Annotated in this window: 18 protein-coding genes and 1 tRNA gene; 6 read left to right on the forward strand and 13 right to left on the reverse strand. The window is 60.0% G+C overall.

Annotated elements, in window-relative coordinates:
* Nucleotides 1–48: 48 nt before the first annotated feature.
* Nucleotides 49–125: transfer RNA gene (locus K7A42_RS00890), tRNA-Met, on the forward strand.
* Between the two features lie 204 nt (nt 126–329).
* Here the strand turns inward: K7A42_RS00890 and K7A42_RS00895 are convergent.
* Both K7A42_RS00895 and K7A42_RS00900 read right to left on the reverse strand, forming a co-directional pair.
* The gene (locus K7A42_RS00895) at nt 330–680 is read right to left on the reverse strand and encodes an ethanolamine utilization protein (protein ID WP_172874158.1); all 351 of its coding nucleotides are present in this window, start codon (nt 678–680) and stop codon (nt 330–332) included.
* A 221-nt stretch (nt 681–901) separates the two neighbouring features.
* Complete coding sequence (locus K7A42_RS00900; protein WP_234794421.1) at nt 902–1,771, reverse strand: AraC family transcriptional regulator; 870 nt, start codon at nt 1,769–1,771, stop codon at nt 902–904.
* A gap of 196 nt (nt 1,772–1,967) precedes the next feature.
* On the opposite strand from K7A42_RS00900, the gene K7A42_RS00905 reads away from it, so the two are divergent.
* Nucleotides 1,968–2,708, forward strand: coding sequence for an SDR family NAD(P)-dependent oxidoreductase (locus K7A42_RS00905; protein WP_282454659.1), 741 nt, complete (start codon nt 1,968–1,970; stop codon nt 2,706–2,708).
* Nucleotides 2,709–2,873: 165 nt separating this feature from the next.
* Nucleotides 2,874–3,830 (forward strand): quinone oxidoreductase family protein, encoded by a 957-nt coding sequence (locus K7A42_RS00910; RefSeq protein ID WP_004443587.1) that lies wholly within the window; start codon nt 2,874–2,876, stop codon nt 3,828–3,830.
* A gap of 24 nt (nt 3,831–3,854) precedes the next feature.
* On the opposite strand, the gene K7A42_RS00915 is transcribed toward K7A42_RS00910, so the two are convergent.
* Complete coding sequence (locus K7A42_RS00915; RefSeq protein WP_004443585.1) at nt 3,855–4,739, reverse strand: LysR family transcriptional regulator; 885 nt, start codon at nt 4,737–4,739, stop codon at nt 3,855–3,857.
* Between the two features lie 151 nt (nt 4,740–4,890).
* On the opposite strand from K7A42_RS00915, the gene K7A42_RS00920 reads away from it, so the two are divergent.
* Nucleotides 4,891–5,550 carry a hydrolase gene (locus K7A42_RS00920; protein WP_004443583.1) on the forward strand — a complete coding sequence of 220 codons (660 nt, stop codon included), beginning with the start codon at nt 4,891–4,893 and terminating at the stop codon, nt 5,548–5,550.
* Between the two features lie 235 nt (nt 5,551–5,785).
* Here the strand turns inward: K7A42_RS00920 and K7A42_RS00925 are convergent, their stop codons facing one another.
* Nucleotides 5,786–6,277 carry an Lrp/AsnC family transcriptional regulator gene (locus tag K7A42_RS00925; protein WP_004443579.1) on the reverse strand — a complete coding sequence of 164 codons (492 nt, stop codon included), beginning with the start codon at nt 6,275–6,277 and terminating at the stop codon, nt 5,786–5,788.
* 161 nt (nt 6,278–6,438) lie between these two features.
* Between K7A42_RS00925 and K7A42_RS00930 the strand changes: the two genes are divergently transcribed.
* Both K7A42_RS00930 and K7A42_RS00935 read left to right on the forward strand, forming a co-directional pair.
* Nucleotides 6,439–7,005 (forward strand): DUF296 domain-containing protein, encoded by a 567-nt coding sequence (locus K7A42_RS00930; RefSeq protein WP_282454660.1) that lies wholly within the window; start codon nt 6,439–6,441, stop codon nt 7,003–7,005.
* Nucleotides 6,992–7,399: a PPC domain-containing DNA-binding protein gene (locus K7A42_RS00935; protein WP_004443574.1), complete on the forward strand. Its 408-nt coding sequence runs from the start codon at nt 6,992–6,994 to the stop codon at nt 7,397–7,399. The genes K7A42_RS00930 and K7A42_RS00935 overlap by 14 nt, the downstream gene beginning before the upstream one ends.
* Before the next feature lie 50 nt (nt 7,400–7,449).
* Here K7A42_RS00935 and K7A42_RS00940 read toward each other — a convergent pair whose 3' ends face one another.
* The 9 genes from K7A42_RS00940 to K7A42_RS00980 form a co-directional block, all read right to left on the reverse strand.
* Nucleotides 7,450–8,334, reverse strand: a complete 885-nt coding sequence (locus tag K7A42_RS00940) for a hypothetical protein (RefSeq protein ID WP_004443571.1) — start codon at nt 8,332–8,334, stop codon at nt 7,450–7,452.
* Nucleotides 8,331–9,110, reverse strand: coding sequence for an SDR family NAD(P)-dependent oxidoreductase (locus tag K7A42_RS00945; protein WP_004443568.1), 780 nt, complete (start codon nt 9,108–9,110; stop codon nt 8,331–8,333). Before K7A42_RS00945 ends, K7A42_RS00940 begins: the two co-directional genes overlap by 4 nt.
* A 31-nt stretch (nt 9,111–9,141) precedes the next feature.
* Nucleotides 9,142–10,782 (reverse strand): acyl-CoA synthetase, encoded by a 1,641-nt coding sequence (locus K7A42_RS00950; RefSeq protein WP_045532281.1) that lies wholly within the window; start codon nt 10,780–10,782, stop codon nt 9,142–9,144.
* Complete coding sequence (locus K7A42_RS00955) at nt 10,779–11,948, reverse strand: acetyl-CoA acetyltransferase (protein ID WP_004443563.1); 1,170 nt, start codon at nt 11,946–11,948, stop codon at nt 10,779–10,781. Before K7A42_RS00955 ends, K7A42_RS00950 begins: the two co-directional genes overlap by 4 nt.
* Nucleotides 11,945–12,802, reverse strand: coding sequence for an IclR family transcriptional regulator (locus K7A42_RS00960; protein ID WP_004443561.1), 858 nt, complete (start codon nt 12,800–12,802; stop codon nt 11,945–11,947). The genes K7A42_RS00955 and K7A42_RS00960 overlap by 4 nt, the downstream gene beginning before the upstream one ends.
* A gap of 1 nt (nt 12,803) precedes the next feature.
* A complete protein-coding gene (locus K7A42_RS00965; protein ID WP_022556875.1) occupies nt 12,804–13,607 on the reverse strand; it encodes an SDR family NAD(P)-dependent oxidoreductase in 804 nt (267 codons plus the stop codon).
* A gap of 75 nt (nt 13,608–13,682) precedes the next feature.
* Nucleotides 13,683–14,693: a TRAP transporter substrate-binding protein gene (locus tag K7A42_RS00970; RefSeq protein WP_004443559.1), complete on the reverse strand. Its 1,011-nt coding sequence runs from the start codon at nt 14,691–14,693 to the stop codon at nt 13,683–13,685.
* A gap of 65 nt (nt 14,694–14,758) precedes the next feature.
* Nucleotides 14,759–16,636 carry a TRAP transporter large permease subunit gene (locus tag K7A42_RS00975; protein WP_004443556.1) on the reverse strand — a complete coding sequence of 626 codons (1,878 nt, stop codon included), beginning with the start codon at nt 16,634–16,636 and terminating at the stop codon, nt 14,759–14,761.
* Nucleotides 16,637–17,054: 418 nt separating this feature from the next.
* On the reverse strand, nt 17,055–19,091 hold the full coding sequence (locus K7A42_RS00980; protein ID WP_022556874.1) for an NADH:flavin oxidoreductase: 2,037 nt from the start codon (nt 19,089–19,091) through the stop codon (nt 17,055–17,057).
* Nucleotides 19,092–19,151 lie beyond the last annotated feature (60 nt).

The following is a 19,151-nucleotide window of genomic DNA, read 5'->3' on the forward strand; positions in this document are numbered from 1 at the left end:
TAAAGCAACGACGTAACCGCGACATTCGGCCTTGCCGAATGCGCTGGACGCGGGGTGGAGCAGCCCGGTAGCTCGTCAGGCTCATAACCTGAAGGCCGCAGGTTCAAATCCTGCCCCCGCAACCAAAATTACGAAGAAAGCAAACACGAAAGCCCTCTCCCAAAAGAGGGCTTTCTTGCGTTTTGGGCATAGCATAACACTAGCACAAATCCGCCCCCGAGCACGCGCGCAAGTGGATGCACCCAAACACAGTCGAACAATCCGAAAACAACCCGGCTTCACAAAGTCCCGGATGCACCCTGGCCCGAAGCCGTGCTTGCCTGTGCCGATCACGTCCACGGCTGCTGCCAATGAGGATAGGTCACATAAGCAGTCAACGCTCCTTCTTCGTGAGACCGGATCGTAACCCTGTCGCCTTTCTGCATGGCGATGATCTCTCCCGGACCTGCCATCACCGTCTTGTGGCTATCGGAAACGGTAATACTTCCTTCCAGGATGACCATCGTGTCGTGTACGGCCATTGTTTCTTCGAGAATCTGGTTTGGTCCATAACGCCCGAATCCGATAGTGACCGGCCCGCCATGGCGCTGATCGAGGAGGTTGGCGGTGAAAATGTCACCGTCTTGTCCTGGCGAGCGTTCAAATGCCGCATCAGCAATGGCGAATTTATGAATGACCATGCATTGTCTCCTTAAATGTTAGAGCCGTGCATGGAGCCGGTTTGAACCGCAGCACGGGCTTGCGCACTCCGCCGAGAAGCTTCTTGTCTGGCGATAACACCGAAAATCTTCATTCAGTATGGCAGCGTTGATCATCAACACGCCATGGGAATAACCGGAATAGGTCTCCAGTGTTCCGTTTTACGATTATTGCTTGCGGAAGGCTTTGGCCCCGGAAGAGTTCAGCGCTGCAGGTCGGCGACGGGCGCTGTGCCAAACATGCTCTTATACTCCCGACTGAATTGCGAAGGGCTTGCGTAGCCCACGTCATACGCCACGCGGGAGACATTGGTGCTTCCGGAGGCGAGAAGCTTTCGGGCTTCCAGCAGGCGTATATGACGCTGGAAGGCCAGGGGGCTAAATCCCGTGACAGCCTTGAAGTGCCGGTGAAAAGAGGTGACGCTCATGCCGGACGAGGCCGCCAGCTCGGGAATGACAATCGGTTCGTTGTGATTGGTGGCAAGCCAGTCGGCCGCCGTCTTGAGTTGCTGGAACCGGTCGTTTCGCCGTCCGACCTGCCGAAGCGTATCGCCCATCGAGCTTTGCAGCAAACGATAATAGAGCTCGAACTCGTAGTGTGGCGCGAGCGCGCCGACGTCATCGGGCGTGGCCAGAAGTCCGACAAGGCGAACAAATGCATCGCCGACAGGTCCGTTCAGATTGTCTGATGCGACCGCACATGTCCAGCGATCCTCATGCTTGGGCATGTCGAGCACGACACGCGTGAGCATTCCGATATCGAGATGAAGGCTCATGCCGATGTAGGGAAGCTCTGGCGTCGCGTCAGTCAGCTGGTGGATATAGGGCAGGCCGAAGGACGATGTCGCGCAGTCGCCCGCCAGCAGTTCGAAACGATTGGCGCCCATGGTCAAAACCTTCGTGCCCCGTAGAACGGCGTAGAACATCGGCTCGAACACCGCCGGTGTGGGTGGCGTGGTGCGTGTACTTGTCCATAGCGTCAGGCGCGGGACAGGGGTCGGAATGGCAACGGTTCCCCCCTGACGCTCAACAAAGGGAGCAACGTCCTTCAGCAGTTGGGTGATTGGTTTCACAGAGCCGGCCATCATCTCAGGCATGTAGTGATTTGGAAGGATCAGGCAAGTCTCTGGGAAGATCGGGCATGTAGCTTTCGCCGTGCCCGCCTATCTTCAGGCTTAACGAATTGAGCTGCCACGATCCCCGGTAATCAGGTGGAACATACCTCGAGACCGCGCATCGGGGCGACATGAGATTGAAAGGGTCCGGATTATGCAGGAACTGGCTGGAAAGAACGCTCTGGTAACGGGTGGTTCGCGTGGCATAGGTGCAGCAATTGCGCGCGCTCTTTCTGGGAAGGGAGCGAATGTAGCAATAACCTATGAGCGGTCAGCCGAGAGCGCCGCGCAACTCGTTCGGGCAATTCATGCCGCGGGGGGCACGGCCGTCGCGATCCAGGCTGACAGCGCCGATCCGGCCGCAATACAACACGCCGTGGACGAGACGGTCCGGGCTCTGGGCGGCCTCGACATTCTCGTCAACAATGCCGCGATAGGACGATACAATAATATTGCCGATTTCGCAGTCGAGGATCTCGACGCGTTGCTGGCGGTTAACGTCCGCGGGCCTGTTCTGGCGTCGAAGGCAGCCATTCCACACCTCAAGGAAGGTGGCCGGATCATAAATATCGGCTCAGCGGGCGCGGATCGCATCGTCGGCGTCCCCGGTACGGTCTATTATATGACCAAGAGTGCGCTTCAGGCATTCAATCGCGGACTTGCGCGAGAATTGGGTGCTCGGGACATAACGGTCAATCTCGTTCAGCCGGGATCGACGAACACCGACTCGAATCCCGAGACGGGAGAATCAGCGGACTACCAGCGCAGCCTGAGCGCGCTCGGCCGCTTCAATCAGCCGGAAGATGTCGCGGCCGCCGTCGCTTTTCTCGCAACGCCTGCCGCCCGGCAGATCACAGGGACGATCCTTACCGTCGACGGCGGCGCGCTTGCGTGAAAGCGCACTGCAGCCGGTGCTTCGCACGATGAAAATCGGACGGGGCACCGATCGGTAACCGATCCCTGTGGAAAAATCGGCGCAGTCTGCACATCCCTTCGTTCCCGAACCGCGAAGCGAAAAAATAGCGTCGCATCATGCTCCCTGCCAGCCAAGGAAAAATACATGAAAGCCGCAGTTTACGACAACCCCGGTCCTCCTACAGTTTTGAGATATGCTGATGTGCCCGATCCGGTTTGCGGGCCGGATGATGTGCTTATTGCCGTCGAGGCGATTTCCATTGAAGGCGGCGATCTGATCAATCGCCGGTCGACACCACAGCAATCCCCGTGGATTGTCGGCTATGCCGCTGCAGGGACCGTGATTTCCGTTGGTAAAAATGTCCGCGACCGGGCGGTCGGCGAAAGGGTGGCTGCATTCGATATGCAGGGGTCCCATGCAGAACTCTGGTCCGTCCCGGCCTCGCGCACGTGGCTTTTGCCGGAAGGCGTCGGAATGGCACAGGCCGCGGCCCTGCCGATTTCGTTCGGCACGGCTCATCATTGTCTGATCACCAAAGGCGGCTTGCAAAAGGCAGAGACAGTTCTGATACAGGCTGCCGCCGGCGGCGTGGGTCTGGCTGCCGTCCAATTGGCGCGTGACGCGGGCGCGACCGTCATTGCTGCGGCGGGCGGTAGTGAAAGACAGGCACGCCTGCGCGGCCTCGGCGCATCACATGTCATCGATCGGCTGGAAAAGGATGTCGTTGAGGAGGTTCTCCGGCTGACCGGTGGCATGGGGGCTGACCTCGTCATCGATCCTGTCGGTTCGACTTTGCAAGCGTCCTTATCCGCTCTCGCGCCCGAGGGTCGCCTCGTGTTCGTCGGGAATGCAGGTGGCGGCAGCCTCCATGCCGATCTCTGGCCGCCGATGCAGAACAATCAAACGCTGCACGGTGTCTTCATGGGGCCGCTCTTCGAGAGGACGGCGGTATACGGAACTGTCATCCAGCTTCTCAAGGCGGTGGCCGAGGGACGCATGGAGGTCGTGATCGACCGCGTGTTTCCGTTGAGCGACGCCTCGATGGCACATGAGTATGCGGAGAGAGCCAAGCCGCTTGGCCGCGTCGTGATGACACCTTGAGGTTGCTGCCACCCATTCATGCGGTCAGGCGCTTGAGCCCTTCCCACTGCCGAAGCACTCGATCAGCATTTCGGTCAGCACCCGGACTTTTCTTGCGGGATGCTGACCCGGCGGCCGGACGACATATATCCCGGCCGGGGGTGGAGGATGACCTTTCATCACTTCCACCAGTTCGCCCGCAGCCAGATAATTTTTGACGAGGTCGTAAGGCAGCACGGCGACTCCCAATCCGGCCGCCGCGGCGACAGCAAGAGCAACTCCGTTATCGGCCTTGAACTGTCCCTGCGGACGAACGGTTATCACCCTGTCTCCGTCCATCACCTGCCAGGTTTCCGTGCCTTGCATGAGAGCCTGATGAGCCACAAGTTCTTCGGGTGTTTGCGGCGAGCCGTGGACCTTGATGTAATCCGGGCTGGCAACAAAAATTCCATAGAGCGGACCGACGCGTCTGGCGACGAGGCTTGAATCCGGGAGGTTCCCGACCCGGATCGCGCAATCATATCCTTCGGCGATCAGATCCACGAAACGATCAGTGTAGCAGGTCTGGATCTGAAGCTGGGGATAGCGGCGCGCCATTTGCGCAATCACGAGCGCGAAATGCGTTGGGCCGAAAGAGAGCGGCGCTGCAATCCGCAGACGCCCGCGAAGCTCACCAGCCGGAAGAATCGTCTCCCGCGCCATATCGATGTCGGCTGAAATCCTAGCGGCATAGTCCCGGAAGGTGGCGCCCGCCTCCGTCAGGGAAGCGCCGCGTGTGGACCTGGCCAGAAGCTGAACGCCAAGTTCAGCCTCAAGCCGCGCCAGCCGCCTGCTGACCATGGACTTGGATATGCCGAGCCGCACTGCGGCCGAAGAGACACCTCCCGCATCTGCAACTTCGACAAATGTCCTGATGTCTTCGATATCCACTCTGCGTTCCCCATTCTGCAACACAGCTCAACGCTGACAAGGACTACCGCATCATAAACAGGAATGACAAGTTTCCTCCCGCGGCAACGCCCGAAGGGATGCAGGTCCCTTGCGCAAGCGCCTCGATAAACCGCCAACACAGGATGAACCCATGACCTTTCGTAACGGCCTTGATTCACTTCTCCGCCCCGAAGATTCCGTCCTCGTTCTGATTGATCATCAGCCCTATCAGCTCGCAAACCTGAACAGCCACGATCCGCAGGCTGTGGTCAATCTCACGACGGCGCTGGCGAAGCTGGCCAAAGCCTTCGATGTTCCGACTGTCCTCACCAGCGTAATTGCGGCACGCGGCGGACTTCTCTTCAAGCAGATCACCGACGTGTTTCCTGATCAGCAAGTCATCGATCGCACCTGGGTGAACACCTGGCAGGACGAGAATGTAGTGAACGTTGTCAAGGCGACCGGCCGCAAGCAGCTGATCATTGCCGGACTGTGGACCGAAGTCTGCGTTGCAATGCCCGTGATCCAGGCCGCCGGCGAAGGCTGGGACGTGACCGTGATTACCGACGCATCCGGCGGGATTTCGAAGGAATCTCATGAAGTTGCCATCCAGCGTATGATCGCGGCGGGCGCAAATGTGATGACGGTAATGGCGCTTGCGGGTGAATGGCAACGCGATTGGGCCCGCACCGAGCATGTTGAGGAGCTGACCGAAATTCTCATCCAGCACTTCGGCGGCAGCGGCATCGCCTATCTCTGGGAGCAGCAGTTGCTCAACACGCCGGCGCCGTCCACCAAGGGCGGCCACTAACATAGAGCGGGATGTTGGGGTGCGGGACGGAGAGCTGCGTAAGGCCCATCGTCGCAAGCTTCTTCATCCCAGCCCTGCATCCGCATTGCACGAGAAATCGTCCGTGGCGAGTTTCGTCATGAAGCTGTTACCGAAAGGGTCGCTTACCCATGGTGCGGGGCCGCGGGCAGGAGCTTAAAAGTGCCCGTTGCATCACGGGTGGTGCAACGGGCGCTTATCCGACCTACAAGTGTTTTCAGTTCGGACTAGACTGAGGCTCGGTATCGGGCACGACCGACAAGGTGTGCTTGAGGCATTTGAGTGCAAAGCAGGAGCGCGAATGGCGCACGCCCTCGATCTTGTAGAGCTTGCGGCGCAGAAATTGCTCGTAACCTGCGGTTCCCGCCACCGCGACCTTGATGAGATAATCATATTCGCCGGTGGTCAGATAAGCTTCCAGCACCTCTGGAAGAGCCGCCATGGCTTCGCCGAAGCGTTCCAGAACCTCATCATCGTGACGCTCCAGCATGACCTCGATGATTACCGTCTCGGTCAAGCCTAGCTGCGCCTGATCGAGAATTGCCGTATAGCCGCGGATGACACCTTCCTCTTCCAGCCGCTTGACTCGCTGCCAGCAGGGGCTGGGTGAAAGTCCCACCTTCTCGGATAGTTCCGTATTGCTCAGCCTGCCGTTTTCCAGCAGGGCGCGGAGTATTTTGCGGTCGATCCTGTCGAGCGGCTTCGTCATGCCGGTCTCTCCCAAACATGCAGCGAAAAAATCTGCCGCCGATCCGTCGGCGTGCGAAAGAAGTGTCTTGGTTTCGATGCTTTGGCTGCGCCATTCGAAAGCACCTTCGGCTGGTTTTTTAGTACCGTACTGCATGGTACAGGCAGCAGGGAGGAGCGGGCATGGCACCGATATCGCAGCAGCATTTTCCAAGACCCAGGACGTTGATCCATCCCGGTATTTCCGCGCCTGTGCGCATCAACAGCCTGCGCTCGCCCTCGGCGCGCCATGTCCGGCTGTTCATCAAGCCGGGGCGCAGCCTTTACGACGGCATCGTTCAGCCGCTTGCGGGGGAAGGCATTGAAAGCTCCTCCCTGACCATACTCGGAGGGCACTTCGATGGATTGTCCTATTGCGTTGCTCCGCCTGATCCATCCGGCAACGCCGTCATCGCTTATACGAAGCCCATCGACGCCGGTGCGGCGTGGCTCATCTTCGGCAACGCCACGCTTGGGCGCAGCATGAAGGGCGAGCCGATCGTGCATTGCCACGCCGCCATGCGAACCGCGGCGGGTTTGGTCAGAGGCGGTCATTTGCTGACAGAATCCTGCATTGTCGGCGAGGGTGGCATTTCCGCGCTTGTGACCTCGCTCGACAGTTTCCTGTTGCAACAGTCTTTCGATCCAGAAACGAATATTCCCCTTCTTCAACCGAAAAATCGCATGGAGCGCGCCGATGAACATGCATGATATTGTCGAATCCGGTTCCATGGGGCGCGTGGCCTATGCCCGCATAGCCCCCAATGAAGATCTTGTGCTCGGCGTCGAGAAACTGTGCCTGGCCGAGGGCTTCCGCAATGCCTTCGTGCGCGGTGCGCTGGGCAGCCTGGTGGATGCGTGCCTCGGCACCCGCAGCGGCGATTTTCTGCAGATAAGCGGCCCCGCCGTTGAAATCGTTTCGATAGCCGGCGAAGTACGCGCCCAGCCTGATGGCTCGTTGCGCGCTGCGCTGACCGGCGTTGTGGCCGATACGGAGGGTGCGGTTTACGGCGGCCCCTTCATCGCAGGCGCCAACCCTGTCTGCATGACTTTCGAGGTGACGCTGGAGGAATGGCTGCCGACGGAAAAATCGCAAGCGGCGTGAACAAAATGGGACGAGCAGGGGCGCCGTGTCGCCAAACGTCCCTGCGCCGCTCAAGCTGCGGCCTCACGTTTCTCCGTCAGAAGAAGTTCGAAGGTGACGCAAACGGGGTTTTTGCCGCGCACCAACCGCCCGCCGCTGATGTGGCGGGTGAGATCGACCATCGCAATATCCAGCGCCGTGCGTTCACTGTCGGAGCTGATATGGCCTGCGCGGATAAGGATTTCGCTGGCGTAGGCGGTAATGGTCGTTCCGTCATCGTAGTCCGCGCCAATAAGGCTTCCAATGCCATTGACATCGGCTTCCGGCAGGCCGAATTCCGTGCAGGCCGCTTCGAGGGCGAGGCAGATGTCGGTGTTAGGCCGAACAGTGCATAAAAGCGCCCTCAGTCCCGCATCCTGATGCCTACGCGGCCGGGGGATGGGTGTGAAAAGCGGAAAATTCGTTTCCTCATCCTGCCGAGCGTCGAGGATCGCTCCGTCAAGCGCCAGCGCCTCAAATTGTATTTCTTGGGCAAATTCGGCTTCGAAGGGAAGCAGGTGTCCCATGGAGACGACGCCCTGAGCACTTTTCCACGAACCATGGCAGTGCAGAAACGGCTGGCCATCGCGACGTCCCATATGAAGGCCGGCATCGATGATCGTGCCCTCAGGCATGGAAAAGGTTTCGCTGTACCAGGCCGCATGGGAGGCATCAGGAGCGGCCGCGGGCATAACGTATTCCAGCCGCTTCATCGGCACGTTTTTTAGCCTGATGTAGCCACCCTCGAAACCCCGTTCCGCAAAGGCAGCGGCAATCGCTTCGTTGACGCACATGCCCGCACGGACGGTTAACGTGACGGGATGGGCACGGCAGCCGATGGCGCGAAAGCGCTCGGGTGTCTCCGGCCCGGGGTGGACGATGCTGCGCGGAAGCGCTGCCTGTGCCATCGGCGTCATACCGCCAGCCCCGCGGTGATGAAGCCGCCATCCACGGCAAGAACCTGACCATTGACGTAGCTCGCATCATCCGACACCAGAAACGCCACGGCAGAGGCGATTTCATCGGTTCTGCCATAGCGGTGCATGGGAACACGGCTATGCCACTGATCGCGAACATTCTCGGTATGGACCGCCTGGGTCAGCGGTGTATCGACCGGGCCGGGTGCAATTGCATTGACGCGGATGCCCGATTGTCCGAGCTCGTTCGCCATCACCATCGTCAGGAGATTGACGCCGCCTTTCGAGGCACCATAGGCGCTGCGGCCCCGGTTGCCACACATGCCGGAAACCGAGCTGATGTTGACGATGGAGCCGGGAATCTCACGGTCCAGCCAGTAACGCGCCGCCGCGCGAGCCACCGCGAAGCTGCCGACGAGATTGACGTCGACGATGCGGCGAAATTCTTCGACGCTGGTCTCGACGGAAAGCTTGTCGATGCCGATGCCGGCGCTGTTGACGACGGCCACCAGATCAACCGCCTGTTCAACGCCATTCACCGTCAATGCGGCGAATGCCTCCTCTATCGACGCTTCATCCGCCACGTTGCACACGATGCCACGCGAGGCGTCGATACCGAGCTTCTCGCAGGCCGCGTCCAGCGCTTCGCGCTTGAGATCCAGCAGCCAGGGTTGCCATCCGCGCGCCATCAGCAGCTGCGCGGTGGAAAAACCGATGCCGGATGCTCCGCCGGTGATCGCGACAGCCCCTTTTGTCCCTGCCGTCCGTTGTGTCATACCCTCTCCTCCCGGTTGAATGCCGCGCGCGTCAGCCTGTCCGCTTTTCCTCGAAAACCGGCATCTGGCCGCGCTTTTCCAGCTCTTCGCGGATCATTTTCTTGGTGATCTTGCCATAGGCGGATTTTGGCATGGCATCCCAGAACACGACTGTTTTGGGCAGCTTGTAACGGGCCATCTTGCCTTCCAGATAGGCCTTGAGGTCGATGCCGGCGATGTCAGCGCCTTCTCTCGCCACGCAGACCGCCACGCCCACTTCGCCCCACACCGCATCTGGCACACCCAGAACCGCCGTCTCGCTGATATCGGGATGCATGAGAATTTTTTCTTCGATCTCGCGCGGATAGATGTTCGAGCCGCCGGAAATATACATGTCGGAGGCGCGCCCAGTGATGTAAACGAAGCCGTTTTCATCGCGGTGGCCGAGATCGCCGGTGCGGAACCAGCCGTTGCGGAAGGCTTTGGCATTGGCGTCGGGGTTGTCGTAATAACCGGCGAAGACGGCGGGACCGATGACGCAGATCTCGCCGGTTTCTCCCGCCTCCACCTCTTCGCCTGCGTCGTTCTGGATCTGCACCTCCATGCCTGTCCGGTCGAACCCGCAGGTGCCGACCCGCGCTTCCGGACCGTCTTCTGCGCTATGGAAGGAAGGGGGAAGCACGGTGATATTACCGGTGACTTCGCCGAGGCCGAAATATTGCACCAGCACCGGACCGAGCTTTGCCAATGCCCGTTTCTGGTCGGCGCGATACATCGGCGCGCCGGCATAGATGACATAGCGCAGCGAGGAATGATCGAAACGATCCACGGACGGGTCTTCGATCAACATTTTCAGAATGGTCGGCACGGTGAAGGCATTGGTGACACGCCATTTCTCGATCAACGCCCAAACTGCGGGGACATCGAGTTTTTCCGCTGCCGGCAGCACGGTCTTTGCCCCGTGCGCCACCTGCACCAGCTGGTGAATACCCGCGCCGTGCGAAAGCGGAGCGACAACGATGGATGCGTCGCCTGTTCCCGTGCCGGGCATCAGATCGCAGAGATGGTTGGTGATGACAAAGGCCATCTGCCCGTGGGTCAGCACCGCCGCCTTGGGGCGCCCGGTGGTGCCGGACGTGAAGAAGAACCAGCAGGGATCGTCGCGATCCACCGCCTCGCCCTTGACCTTCTGACCCAGATGACGGGCGACAATCGCATCATAATCCTCACCGAATTCCGCCTGACCGATGGCGATGGTGAAATCGATCGCTGCGGCTTCACGGCTTGCTTTCGCATGTTCGGGAAAAGCGCTGGCGCAGATCATGCCGCGTGCGCCGCTGGCCTTCGCCAGGTAGCCGACTTCATCTGGCGATTGGCGGTAATTGGTCGGCACCCACACTGCGCCCACCCGGAAGCAGGCGAACATCGATTCGAACATCTGGTTGTTGTTGGAAGACTGCACCAGAATACGGTCACCCTTGACGACACCGAATTCACTGACCAGCGCATGCGCCATGGCGTCGACGCGGGCTTCCATTTGCGCCCAGCTCCAGGTCTTTTCACCCCAGACGAAGCCGATATGATGCGGGTTGCGGCGCGCGGCCTGCGTCAGAAAATGCGAAAGGTTCATCACCCGCGTGGTTGATGGTGTGACACCGCCCGGAGGATGCTGCACGGGGCCAGGTGTCCTCATTTCACGCGCTCCATGATCGAAACATAGTTGGCAACCGCGGTGCCGCCCATGTTGAAAACGCCGGCAAGCGAGGCGCCGGGGATCTGCATGTCTCCAGCCTCGCCCATCAATTGCATCGCTGCCATTACATGCATGGAAACGCCGGTCGCTCCGACCGGGTGGCCTTTCGATTTCAGTCCCCCTGAAGGGTTGATTGGCAAACGGCCGGTCTTCAGCGCGGTGCCTTCGTGCACGACCCGGTGCCCTTCGCCTGGTTTTGCAAGCCCCATGGCCTCATATTCGATAAGTTCGGCTATGGTGAAGCAGTCGTGCGTTTCAACGAAGGAAAGGTCGTCGAGCGTAGCGCCCGCAAGTTCCAGCGAGCCTGCCCATGCGCGGCGGGCGCCCTCGAAGGCCAGCGGGTCGCGGCGGCTCAGCGCCAGAATGTCATTGATCTGTTTTCTGCCCCGAAAGCCGATAGCCCGGTGGAGGCTGGCTGCGGTTTCTTCGTCGGCCAAAACGATGGCCGCCGCGCCGTCGGAAATCAGCGAGCAGTCGGTACGGCGTAGCGGGCCTGCGACATACGGGTTCTTATCGGACACGGTGTTGCAGAATTCGAAGCCGAAATCCTTGCGCATATGGGCATAGGGATTGACCGCGCCGTTGGCGTGGTTCTTGGCGGCGATCATCGCAAGCTCCTCCGAGCGATCGCCATAACGCTGGAAATAGGCCTGGGCGATGCGACCGAACTGGCCGGCAAAACCGCCGGGGATATTGGCCTCTTCTGCGCGGTAGCAAGCAGAGAGCAGAATGTCGCCTACCTCGGCGGTGGGAAGCGCCGTCATTTTTTCGGCGCCCACGACGAGCGCAATGCGGCCCCGCCCCGCCTCGATGAAATCCATCGCGCTGTACAGGGCGGCCGATCCCGTCGCGCAGGCATTTTCGAAGCGCACGGCGGGCGTATAGGCCAGTCTTTCATCACCCATTGCCACCAGGGCGCCCTGAAAATCCTGTTTCGAGAAACCATTGTTCATCACACCGACAAAAATGCCGTCGATATCGCCAACGTCGATGCCCGCATGGTCTATGGCCGGCGCGACGACTGACGCCATCAGCTGTTCGGTATTTTCAAGGGTCGATTTGCCGAAAGGCGAATGCGCCCAGCCGACGATCTGCGCTTTGCTCATTTGCTCGTTCTCCTTGCCTGTCGCTTCGGTTCGCCGTCGCCGCGCGTACGTGCGCGGCTGGCCATCATTTCTGCGATGCGTGTTTCGATACGTGTCACCTCTTCGCGCAGCAGCGCCGCCAGTTCTGGCTGACGCTCCGGCCGCATGCGGCTATCGACGGCGGCGATGCTCAACGCTCCCGCCACCGCTCCATCCGGCGTGCGGATTGCGACACCGATACCCCATGAATTGGAAAGGATGAGGCCGGGATTGAGCGAGTAGCCGTTCGCCCGGGTCAATTCGACATCACGGCGTAGCCCGTCGAGCGTGATGCCGGGATAATTCGCGGCGATGAGGCCGCTATTGGCGGCGATGACGCTATCCACTTCGGCATCGGGCAGGGCGGCCAGCATGGCGAGAGATCCGGCGCCGATACCCAGCGGGTGCTCGAAACCGGCCTGGAGCGCATGGGTACGCACGGGCCAGGTGCCTTCCTCACGATAGAGGCAGAGCGAAAACGTATCGCGGCGTACCGAAAGGAAGCTCGAATCCTCGGTACGGCGGGAAATACGCGTCAGTCCGTCCTGGGCCATCTGCAACAATCCGAAACGGCGTGACGACAGGCTGCCCAGCACGTAGGCTTCCTCGCCGAGATAATATCGGCGTGTCTCCTCGTCCTGTTCCACGAGGCCTGCCCGGATCAACGCCAGCAGCAGGCGGCGGGCCGTTGGCTTGTTCAACCCGCTTTCGGCGACGATGCCGGAAAGCGACACACCGCGTTCGGCGTGCCGCCCCACCATGGACAGCAGCGCCAGCGCCCGGTCCACGGCACGTGCCCCTGTCAGATCGTTTTCCGCCGCAACCACCGTGGCCATATCAGGTAAACGCCCCCACTGCGCAACTTTGGCCGCCGTCGACCGGCAGGCAGATGCCCGTGATAAATTTTGCTTCATCGGATGCCAGAAAAACGGCGGCGCGGGCGATATCGAAGGCATCACCCATGCGCCCCACGGGCACCGCGGCATTACGCGCCGCCACCATTTCCTCGACGGAGGCGTACTGGCTGCTGATCTGCTTGTAGATCAGCGGCGTATCGATCATGCCCGGCAGAACGCAATTGGCGCGAATGCCTTGCCGTGCGTATTGCATCGCCAGCGCCACGGTGGCCTGGTTGACCGCCGCCTTCATGGCGTAATAGGCGAAATAAGGATAGCCGGTCCAGCGGATCGAGGCGAGTGAGGAAATATTGACGATGGCGCCGCCGCCCTGCCTCAGCATCACCGGCAGAACAGCCTTGGCGGTGCGATAGACAGAGCCGATGTTGAGATCGACGGAGGCGCGAAAGCGCTCCTCATCCAGCTCCACCGGCCCGCCCATATGCGTCACGCCGACATTATTGTGCAGGATGTCGATGCCATCAAAGGCATCGCAGGTTCGTGCAACTGCCGCTGATACGGATTCCAGCTTCGTGACATCGGCGGCAACGGCGATTGCCTCAAAACCTTCTTCGCGGATGATCTGCGCGGTTTCTTCAGCCGCGCCGGCGGAGAGGTCGACACAGGCCACGCGCGCGCCCTCACGGGCAAATTGCACGGCCGCAGCCTTGCCATTGCCAAAGCCCGGCCCCGATGATCCTGCGCCAAATACAAGCGCGCGTTTTCCCGTCAGGCGACCTGTCAAAACAGTCTCCATTAAAACAGCCAGAAGTGATCGGATCGGCCCCGCTTGCGGCGGGACCGATTATTTGCTGACCCGTCAGGTCAGGCTGGCGCCAACGGCCTTTTCGAGAATGGCCCAGGCTTCGTCGCCATATTTGCTTTTCCACTCGGAATAGAATCCGGCTTCCTTGAGGGCTGCACGGAAGAGCGATGCGTCAGTATCGTTGAAGGCCATGCCCTTGCTGATCAAGTCTTCCTTCACCGAGGCGTTGAGCTTCGCCACGTCGGCGCGTTCATCCTTGCCGGCCTGATTGAGGTTCTTGGCAACGATGGTGCGCAGGTCGTCCGGCAGCCGCTCCCACGCGCGCTTGTTGGCGAGGAACCAGAAACCATCCCACATGTGATTGGTAACCGAGCAGAACTTCTGCACTTCGAAGAGCTTCGCGGTGGAAATGATGGCCAGAGGGTTTTCCTGGCCGTCGACGACGCCGGTCTGCAACGCGGTGTAGACTTCCGCGAAGTTGATGGAAGCGGGAGCCGACTTGAAGGCCTTGAACATCGAGGTCCAGAGAGGGCTCACCGGCACGCGGATCTTGAAACTTTCGAGATCGGCAGGCGTGGTGATGGGTTTCGAGGCGCTGGTGATCTGGCGGAAACCGTTGTCCCAGATCGTATCCATGGCGACGAGATTCTGTTTGGCAATTTCACCGCGTACATATTTGCCGAGATCGCCGTCCATGGCCGCCCATACGGAATCATAATCCGGGAAGGCAAAGCCGATGCCGCTGATGGACGCGTTTGGTACCAGCGTGGACAGGATCAGCGGCGAGAGCGTGAAGAATTCAACGCCGCCGGAACGCACCTGGCTCAGCATGTCGGTATCGGCCCCCAACTGGCTGCTGGGGAATATCTTGATATTGACCCGCCCGTCGGTTTCTTTCTCGATACGATCGGCCGCTTCCTTGGCGCGCACATTCATGGGGTGCGCGGCCGGCAGGTTATTGGCATATTTGTAGCTGAATTCCGCGGCGCGTGCGCGCGATACGAATGCGGTGGCAAGAACGGCAGAACCGGCGCCCGCGAGCATGGTACGTCTGTTGATGATCATTGCTTTCTCCTCCCAAATAAAAGCATGTGTCGTTCGTCGGCATGGCGGGCGGACCCGCCACGGTGTCAGAGCAGAATTGTGGACAGACCCGGAATTCCGGCAATCAGCAGCAGGCCGATGACCATGGCTGCGAGATAGGGCCAGATGGCACCCATGGCTTCATCGGGCGAGACGTTGCCGATCTTGCAGGCAATGTAGAAGCCGATGCCGATGGGCGGCGCCATCAGGCCGATATTCATGGCGACCACCACGACCATCGAATAATGGATGTCGTTGATGCCGAGCGTGCGGGCAATGGGGAACATGATCGGTGCGAGCAGAACGATTGCAGGCAGTCCTTCCAGCACGCAGCCGAGGATCATGAAGATCAGGATCGATACGATCATGTAGGTCATCCAGCCGCCCGGCAGGTCGGTTATCATCGCGGTCAATTCGAAGGCGAAACCGCTTTGCGTCAAACCCCAGGCCATGGCGGAGGCGCAGCCGAGGATCAGCAGGATCGCGCCCGAGAGCGCCGCTGTCTCCACCAGCATCGAGTAGAGTTTTTTCAGGCTGATACCGCCATAAAGCACCGCGCCGATAATCATGGCATAGAGCACTGCAATGGTGGATACTTCGGTCGCGGTTGCCACACCGCCGCCCACAAGGCTGCGGATAAGGAAAGGCAAAACCAGAGCGGGTGCGGCAACGAGTGCCGCCTTGCCGACCAGCGGCCACGGAGTGCGTCTGGCGCCATCCATGTTTTCATTGCGCGCTTTCCACCGGGCCAATACCGCCAGCACCAGAAGCAGCACCATGGCGATCATGAAGCCGGAGGTAAACAGGCCGGCAATCGATACGCCCGCTGCCGAACCGAGGACGATGAGAACGATGGACGGCGGAACGGTATCGGCCATGGCGGCGCCGGTGGCCAGCAGTGCGATCATTTCCTTGGGCTTGTGGCCGCGTCGCTTCATTTCCGGAAACAGCGCAGGTGCGACCGTTGCCATATCTGAAACCTTGGAGCCGGAAATGCCCGAGACCAGAAACAGCGAACCGAGCAGAACATAGGACATGCCCGCGCGGATGTGGCCGAACATCGAGGACAGCAGTTCGACGATCGCCTTGCCCATGCCGGTTGCGTCAAGGACGCAGCCCAGCAGCACGAATACCGGCACCGACAGCAGAATGATGCCCGACATTCCTTCATCCATGCGCCCGACCATAACGATCATCGGAACCCAGGTGGTGAAAGTCAGATAGGACAATGTTCCAAGGCCGAAACAGAAGGCAATGGGCACGCCGAGCGCCAGAAACACCGCCACGAACAGGCCGAGGAAGATCGCCAGGTTAAAATTGCCAAAGGATTCCAGTGTGGGCGACGCAAGAAACAGCAGGCCGGCAGCCACCGCAACCGTGACGATAGCAGCGACGATGTCCCGCAGCCTTTCCCTCCGGAAGAGGTTGTTCATGACCAGGAGCAACATCAGGGAGGCGCCGAATGGCAGGGCTGCGGCGCGGAAAGTCATGGGAATGTTCAGCGCCGCCGATGTGACGACCCATTCCTCGATGGCGTATTCGATTGCGGGCTTGATGATAGCCGCAAGAAATGTCGCCACCAGCACCAGCGCCAAAGAATTGATGTAACCCAGAAAACGCTGCGGAAACATGTTGAGGAACAGCGTCAGGCGCAGGTGCTCGCTACGGTCGATGGCAATGGCCGCACCCAGCATGGCAAACCACAGGAAGCACAACGACGCCGTTTCATCGATCCAGACAATCGGCAGATGCAAGGCATAACGTGATGTCACGCCGAGCAGAAGCAGGCCGATCATCAGCGCCAAAAGAATGGCTGCCATGGCCTCGACCGGCCGCATGAACCAGGAGCCTGTTACCGGCTCCGTGTGCAGTAGCTCGCCGTCGAGCACAAAGACGTCGTCATTCGCGTTTGCGGTCATGGTCATTGGGGCCTCCTCTCCCGCAGAACAACCTTCGCAATGGATGGTGGTCAGCAAGGCAGAATGTCCGGGCCCCAGCCACGATCATGGCCGGCATCAGGATATATCTGTCATCGCAAGACCGGCCAGACCCCTCCAAAAGTCTGAGCGTATCGGTATATCGCCTCCACGATATGGACCGTTACAAAACCATACGTTCGGGATACACAGGAAGAATGATAAAATCAATAGTAAAAGGCCGCAATTACGCAGTTTTAGACCCACGTATAGAGGTCCATATAGTGGATCATACTTTGGTCCATTCGAGCTTGTGCCTGTGCGATGATCCGGGCGACAGCCGCCATTCTGCCTGAAAGTGAACATCGTCGTCATCGAATGATCCCCTCGATGCGCCCTGGGGCCGGGCCGCAACGCGACCCGCGCCTCAAATGTCCTTTGCGAGGCGCAGGGCGTCGTAGATCGCCGCATGGGTGTTGCGCGCCGCGACGGCATCGCCGATGCGGAACAACCGATATGTGCCTGTCGGATTGCGCGCGACGGTCTGAGCCTCTCCGGCGAGCAGGGCGTCATAGGAAACCTCCCCGAGATTTGTCGAGCCGGGCTTGAGTTCGAAATACAGTTCATCCAGCGGGACTGTACCGTGATTGACGACGATCTGGTCGACGGTGCGCTGTCTGGAAATGCCGCCATAGTCGCTGCCGACGTGGGCGACGATCTGGTTGCCGCTTCTTTCGGCTGCTTCCAGCCGGTAAGTGACGGTAAATGTGGCGTCGAGCTTTTGCAGCGAGCGCATATAGGGAACGAGATTCATGGCCATGACTTCAGGGGCGAAGGAGCGATCCGGTGTCATGATTTCCACCTTGCCGCCAGCCTTGGCGATGAGCTCGGCCGCCTGAAGGCCGGCATGGTCTCCCGCGTCGTCATAGACGAGAACATTGGCACCCGGCCTGACGTCTCCGGAAATAATATCCCACGCGGAGACGACCAGTTCGTTGCCCTTAGACAGCACCTCGGTATGCGGCAGTCCGCCTGTGGCGATGATCACCACATCGGGTTTTTGCGAGAGAACCGTGTCCGCTTCCGCCCAGCTGTTGAAGTGGAAGACGACGCCGAGCTTTTCGCACTGGCTCATGCGCCAGTCGATGATGCCGGTCATTTCCCGGCGGCGTTCGCTCTGCGCGGTGAGGCGAATCTGCCCGCCCGGATGGCTCGCTGCCTCGAAGACCACGACCGTATGGCCGCGTTCGGCACAGACCCTTGCGGCTTCGAGGCCTCCCGGCCCGGCGCCGACGATAACCACCTTCAGGCTTTTCGCAGCCCTGGTGATGGCGTGCGGCATGGTTTCCTCGCGGCCGGTTGCCGGATTGTGAATGCAGAAGGCAAGGCCGCCCTGATAGATGCGGTCGAGACAGTAATTAGCGCCGACGCAGGGGCGGATATCGTCCTCCCGCTTTTCCACGATCTTGCGCACGATATGCGGATCGGTCATGTGCGCGCGGGTCATGCCGACCATGTCCACCTTGCCGGTGGCGATGGCATGCCGGGCTGTGGCAACGTCCTGAATTTTGGCGGCATGGAAGGTCGGGAAACGTGTCGCTGCACGGATTTCCCCGGCAAAATCGAGGTGCGGCGCACTTGCCATGCCCTGAATCGGGATAACGTCGGTCAGGCCGGGATCGGTGTCGATATGCCCCCTGATGACGTTGAGATAATCGATCAGACCGCTTTCTTTCAGCAGTCTGGAGATTTCGAGGCCTTCTGCCTTTCCGGTGCCACCCTCCAGACATTCATCGGCGGTGTAACGAACACCGAGGATGAAGTCCTCACCCACGCGCCTGCGTATCGCCCGGAAAACGTCGAGGCAGAAACGCATGCGGTTTTCGAGCGAGCCACCATAGGGGCCATCCAGCTCGTTGGTCAGCGGGGAGACGAACTGATCGATGAGATGACCATAGGCCTCCAGTTCCACCCCGTCCATGCCGCCAGCCTTCATACGCTCGGCGGCGTCGGCGAAATCCTTGATGACACGCTCAATATCCCAATCCTCGATCTTTTTCGGAAAGGCGCGATGAGCGGCTTCCCGCTGGTGTGACGGTGCGAGCACCGGCAGCCAGTCGCCCTTGTCCCACCGGGTGCGCCGGCCAAGATGAGTGAGCTGGATCATGATTGCCGACCCCGCCTCGTGGACGGCGTCGGTCATTTCCCTGATCCACGGAACGATTTCATCCTTGTAAGCGAGCAAATTGTTGAAGACGGGAGGGCTGTCTTTCGAAACGGCGGCTGAGCCTGCGGTCATCGTCAACGCCACGCCGCCTTTCGCACGCTCGACGGTATAGGCGCGATAACGCCCTTTCGGCATGCCGTCTTCCGGATAAGCGGGCTCATGCGACGTCACGATGATACGGTTGCGCAGCGTCAGGTGCTTCAGCTGATAGGGTTGAAGAAGGGGATCGTTCGACATGGGCCTGCTCCAAGGGGGGGTATGGTGCGAGGCTAAGAGAAAATGTACATATGTGTCAAT

This window comes from Agrobacterium sp. InxBP2, from assembly GCF_026191755.1.
GTDB classification, from domain to species: domain Bacteria; phylum Pseudomonadota; class Alphaproteobacteria; order Rhizobiales; family Rhizobiaceae; genus Agrobacterium; species Agrobacterium pusense.

Excerpts from the sequence above, each read along its gene's own strand:
- K7A42_RS00920 (WP_004443583.1), top strand. The coding sequence starts at position 4,891 with ATGACCTTTCGTAACGGCCTTGATTCACTTCTCCGCCCCGAAGATTCC.
- K7A42_RS00930 (WP_282454660.1), top strand. The coding sequence starts at position 6,439 with ATGGCACCGATATCGCAGCAGCATTTTCCAAGACCCAGGACGTTGATC.
- K7A42_RS00960 (WP_004443561.1), bottom strand. The coding sequence starts at position 12,802 with ATGGCCACGGTGGTTGCGGCGGAAAACGATCTGACAGGGGCACGTGCC.
- K7A42_RS00910 (WP_004443587.1), top strand. The coding sequence starts at position 2,874 with ATGAAAGCCGCAGTTTACGACAACCCCGGTCCTCCTACAGTTTTGAGA.
- K7A42_RS00935 (WP_004443574.1), top strand. The coding sequence starts at position 6,992 with ATGAACATGCATGATATTGTCGAATCCGGTTCCATGGGGCGCGTGGCC.
- K7A42_RS00925 (WP_004443579.1), bottom strand. The coding sequence starts at position 6,277 with ATGACGAAGCCGCTCGACAGGATCGACCGCAAAATACTCCGCGCCCTG.
- K7A42_RS00945 (WP_004443568.1), bottom strand. The coding sequence starts at position 9,110 with ATGACACAACGGACGGCAGGGACAAAAGGGGCTGTCGCGATCACCGGC.
- K7A42_RS00975 (WP_004443556.1), bottom strand. The coding sequence starts at position 16,636 with ATGACCATGACCGCAAACGCGAATGACGACGTCTTTGTGCTCGACGGC.
- K7A42_RS00940 (WP_004443571.1), bottom strand. The coding sequence starts at position 8,334 with ATGACGCCGATGGCACAGGCAGCGCTTCCGCGCAGCATCGTCCACCCC.
- K7A42_RS00970 (WP_004443559.1), bottom strand. The coding sequence starts at position 14,693 with ATGATCATCAACAGACGTACCATGCTCGCGGGCGCCGGTTCTGCCGTT.
- K7A42_RS00980 (WP_022556874.1), bottom strand. The coding sequence starts at position 19,091 with ATGTCGAACGATCCCCTTCTTCAACCCTATCAGCTGAAGCACCTGACG.
- K7A42_RS00955 (WP_004443563.1), bottom strand. The coding sequence starts at position 11,948 with ATGAGCAAAGCGCAGATCGTCGGCTGGGCGCATTCGCCTTTCGGCAAA.
- K7A42_RS00895 (WP_172874158.1), bottom strand. The coding sequence starts at position 680 with ATGGTCATTCATAAATTCGCCATTGCTGATGCGGCATTTGAACGCTCG.
- K7A42_RS00950 (WP_045532281.1), bottom strand. The coding sequence starts at position 10,782 with ATGAGGACACCTGGCCCCGTGCAGCATCCTCCGGGCGGTGTCACACCA.
- K7A42_RS00905 (WP_282454659.1), top strand. The coding sequence starts at position 1,968 with ATGCAGGAACTGGCTGGAAAGAACGCTCTGGTAACGGGTGGTTCGCGT.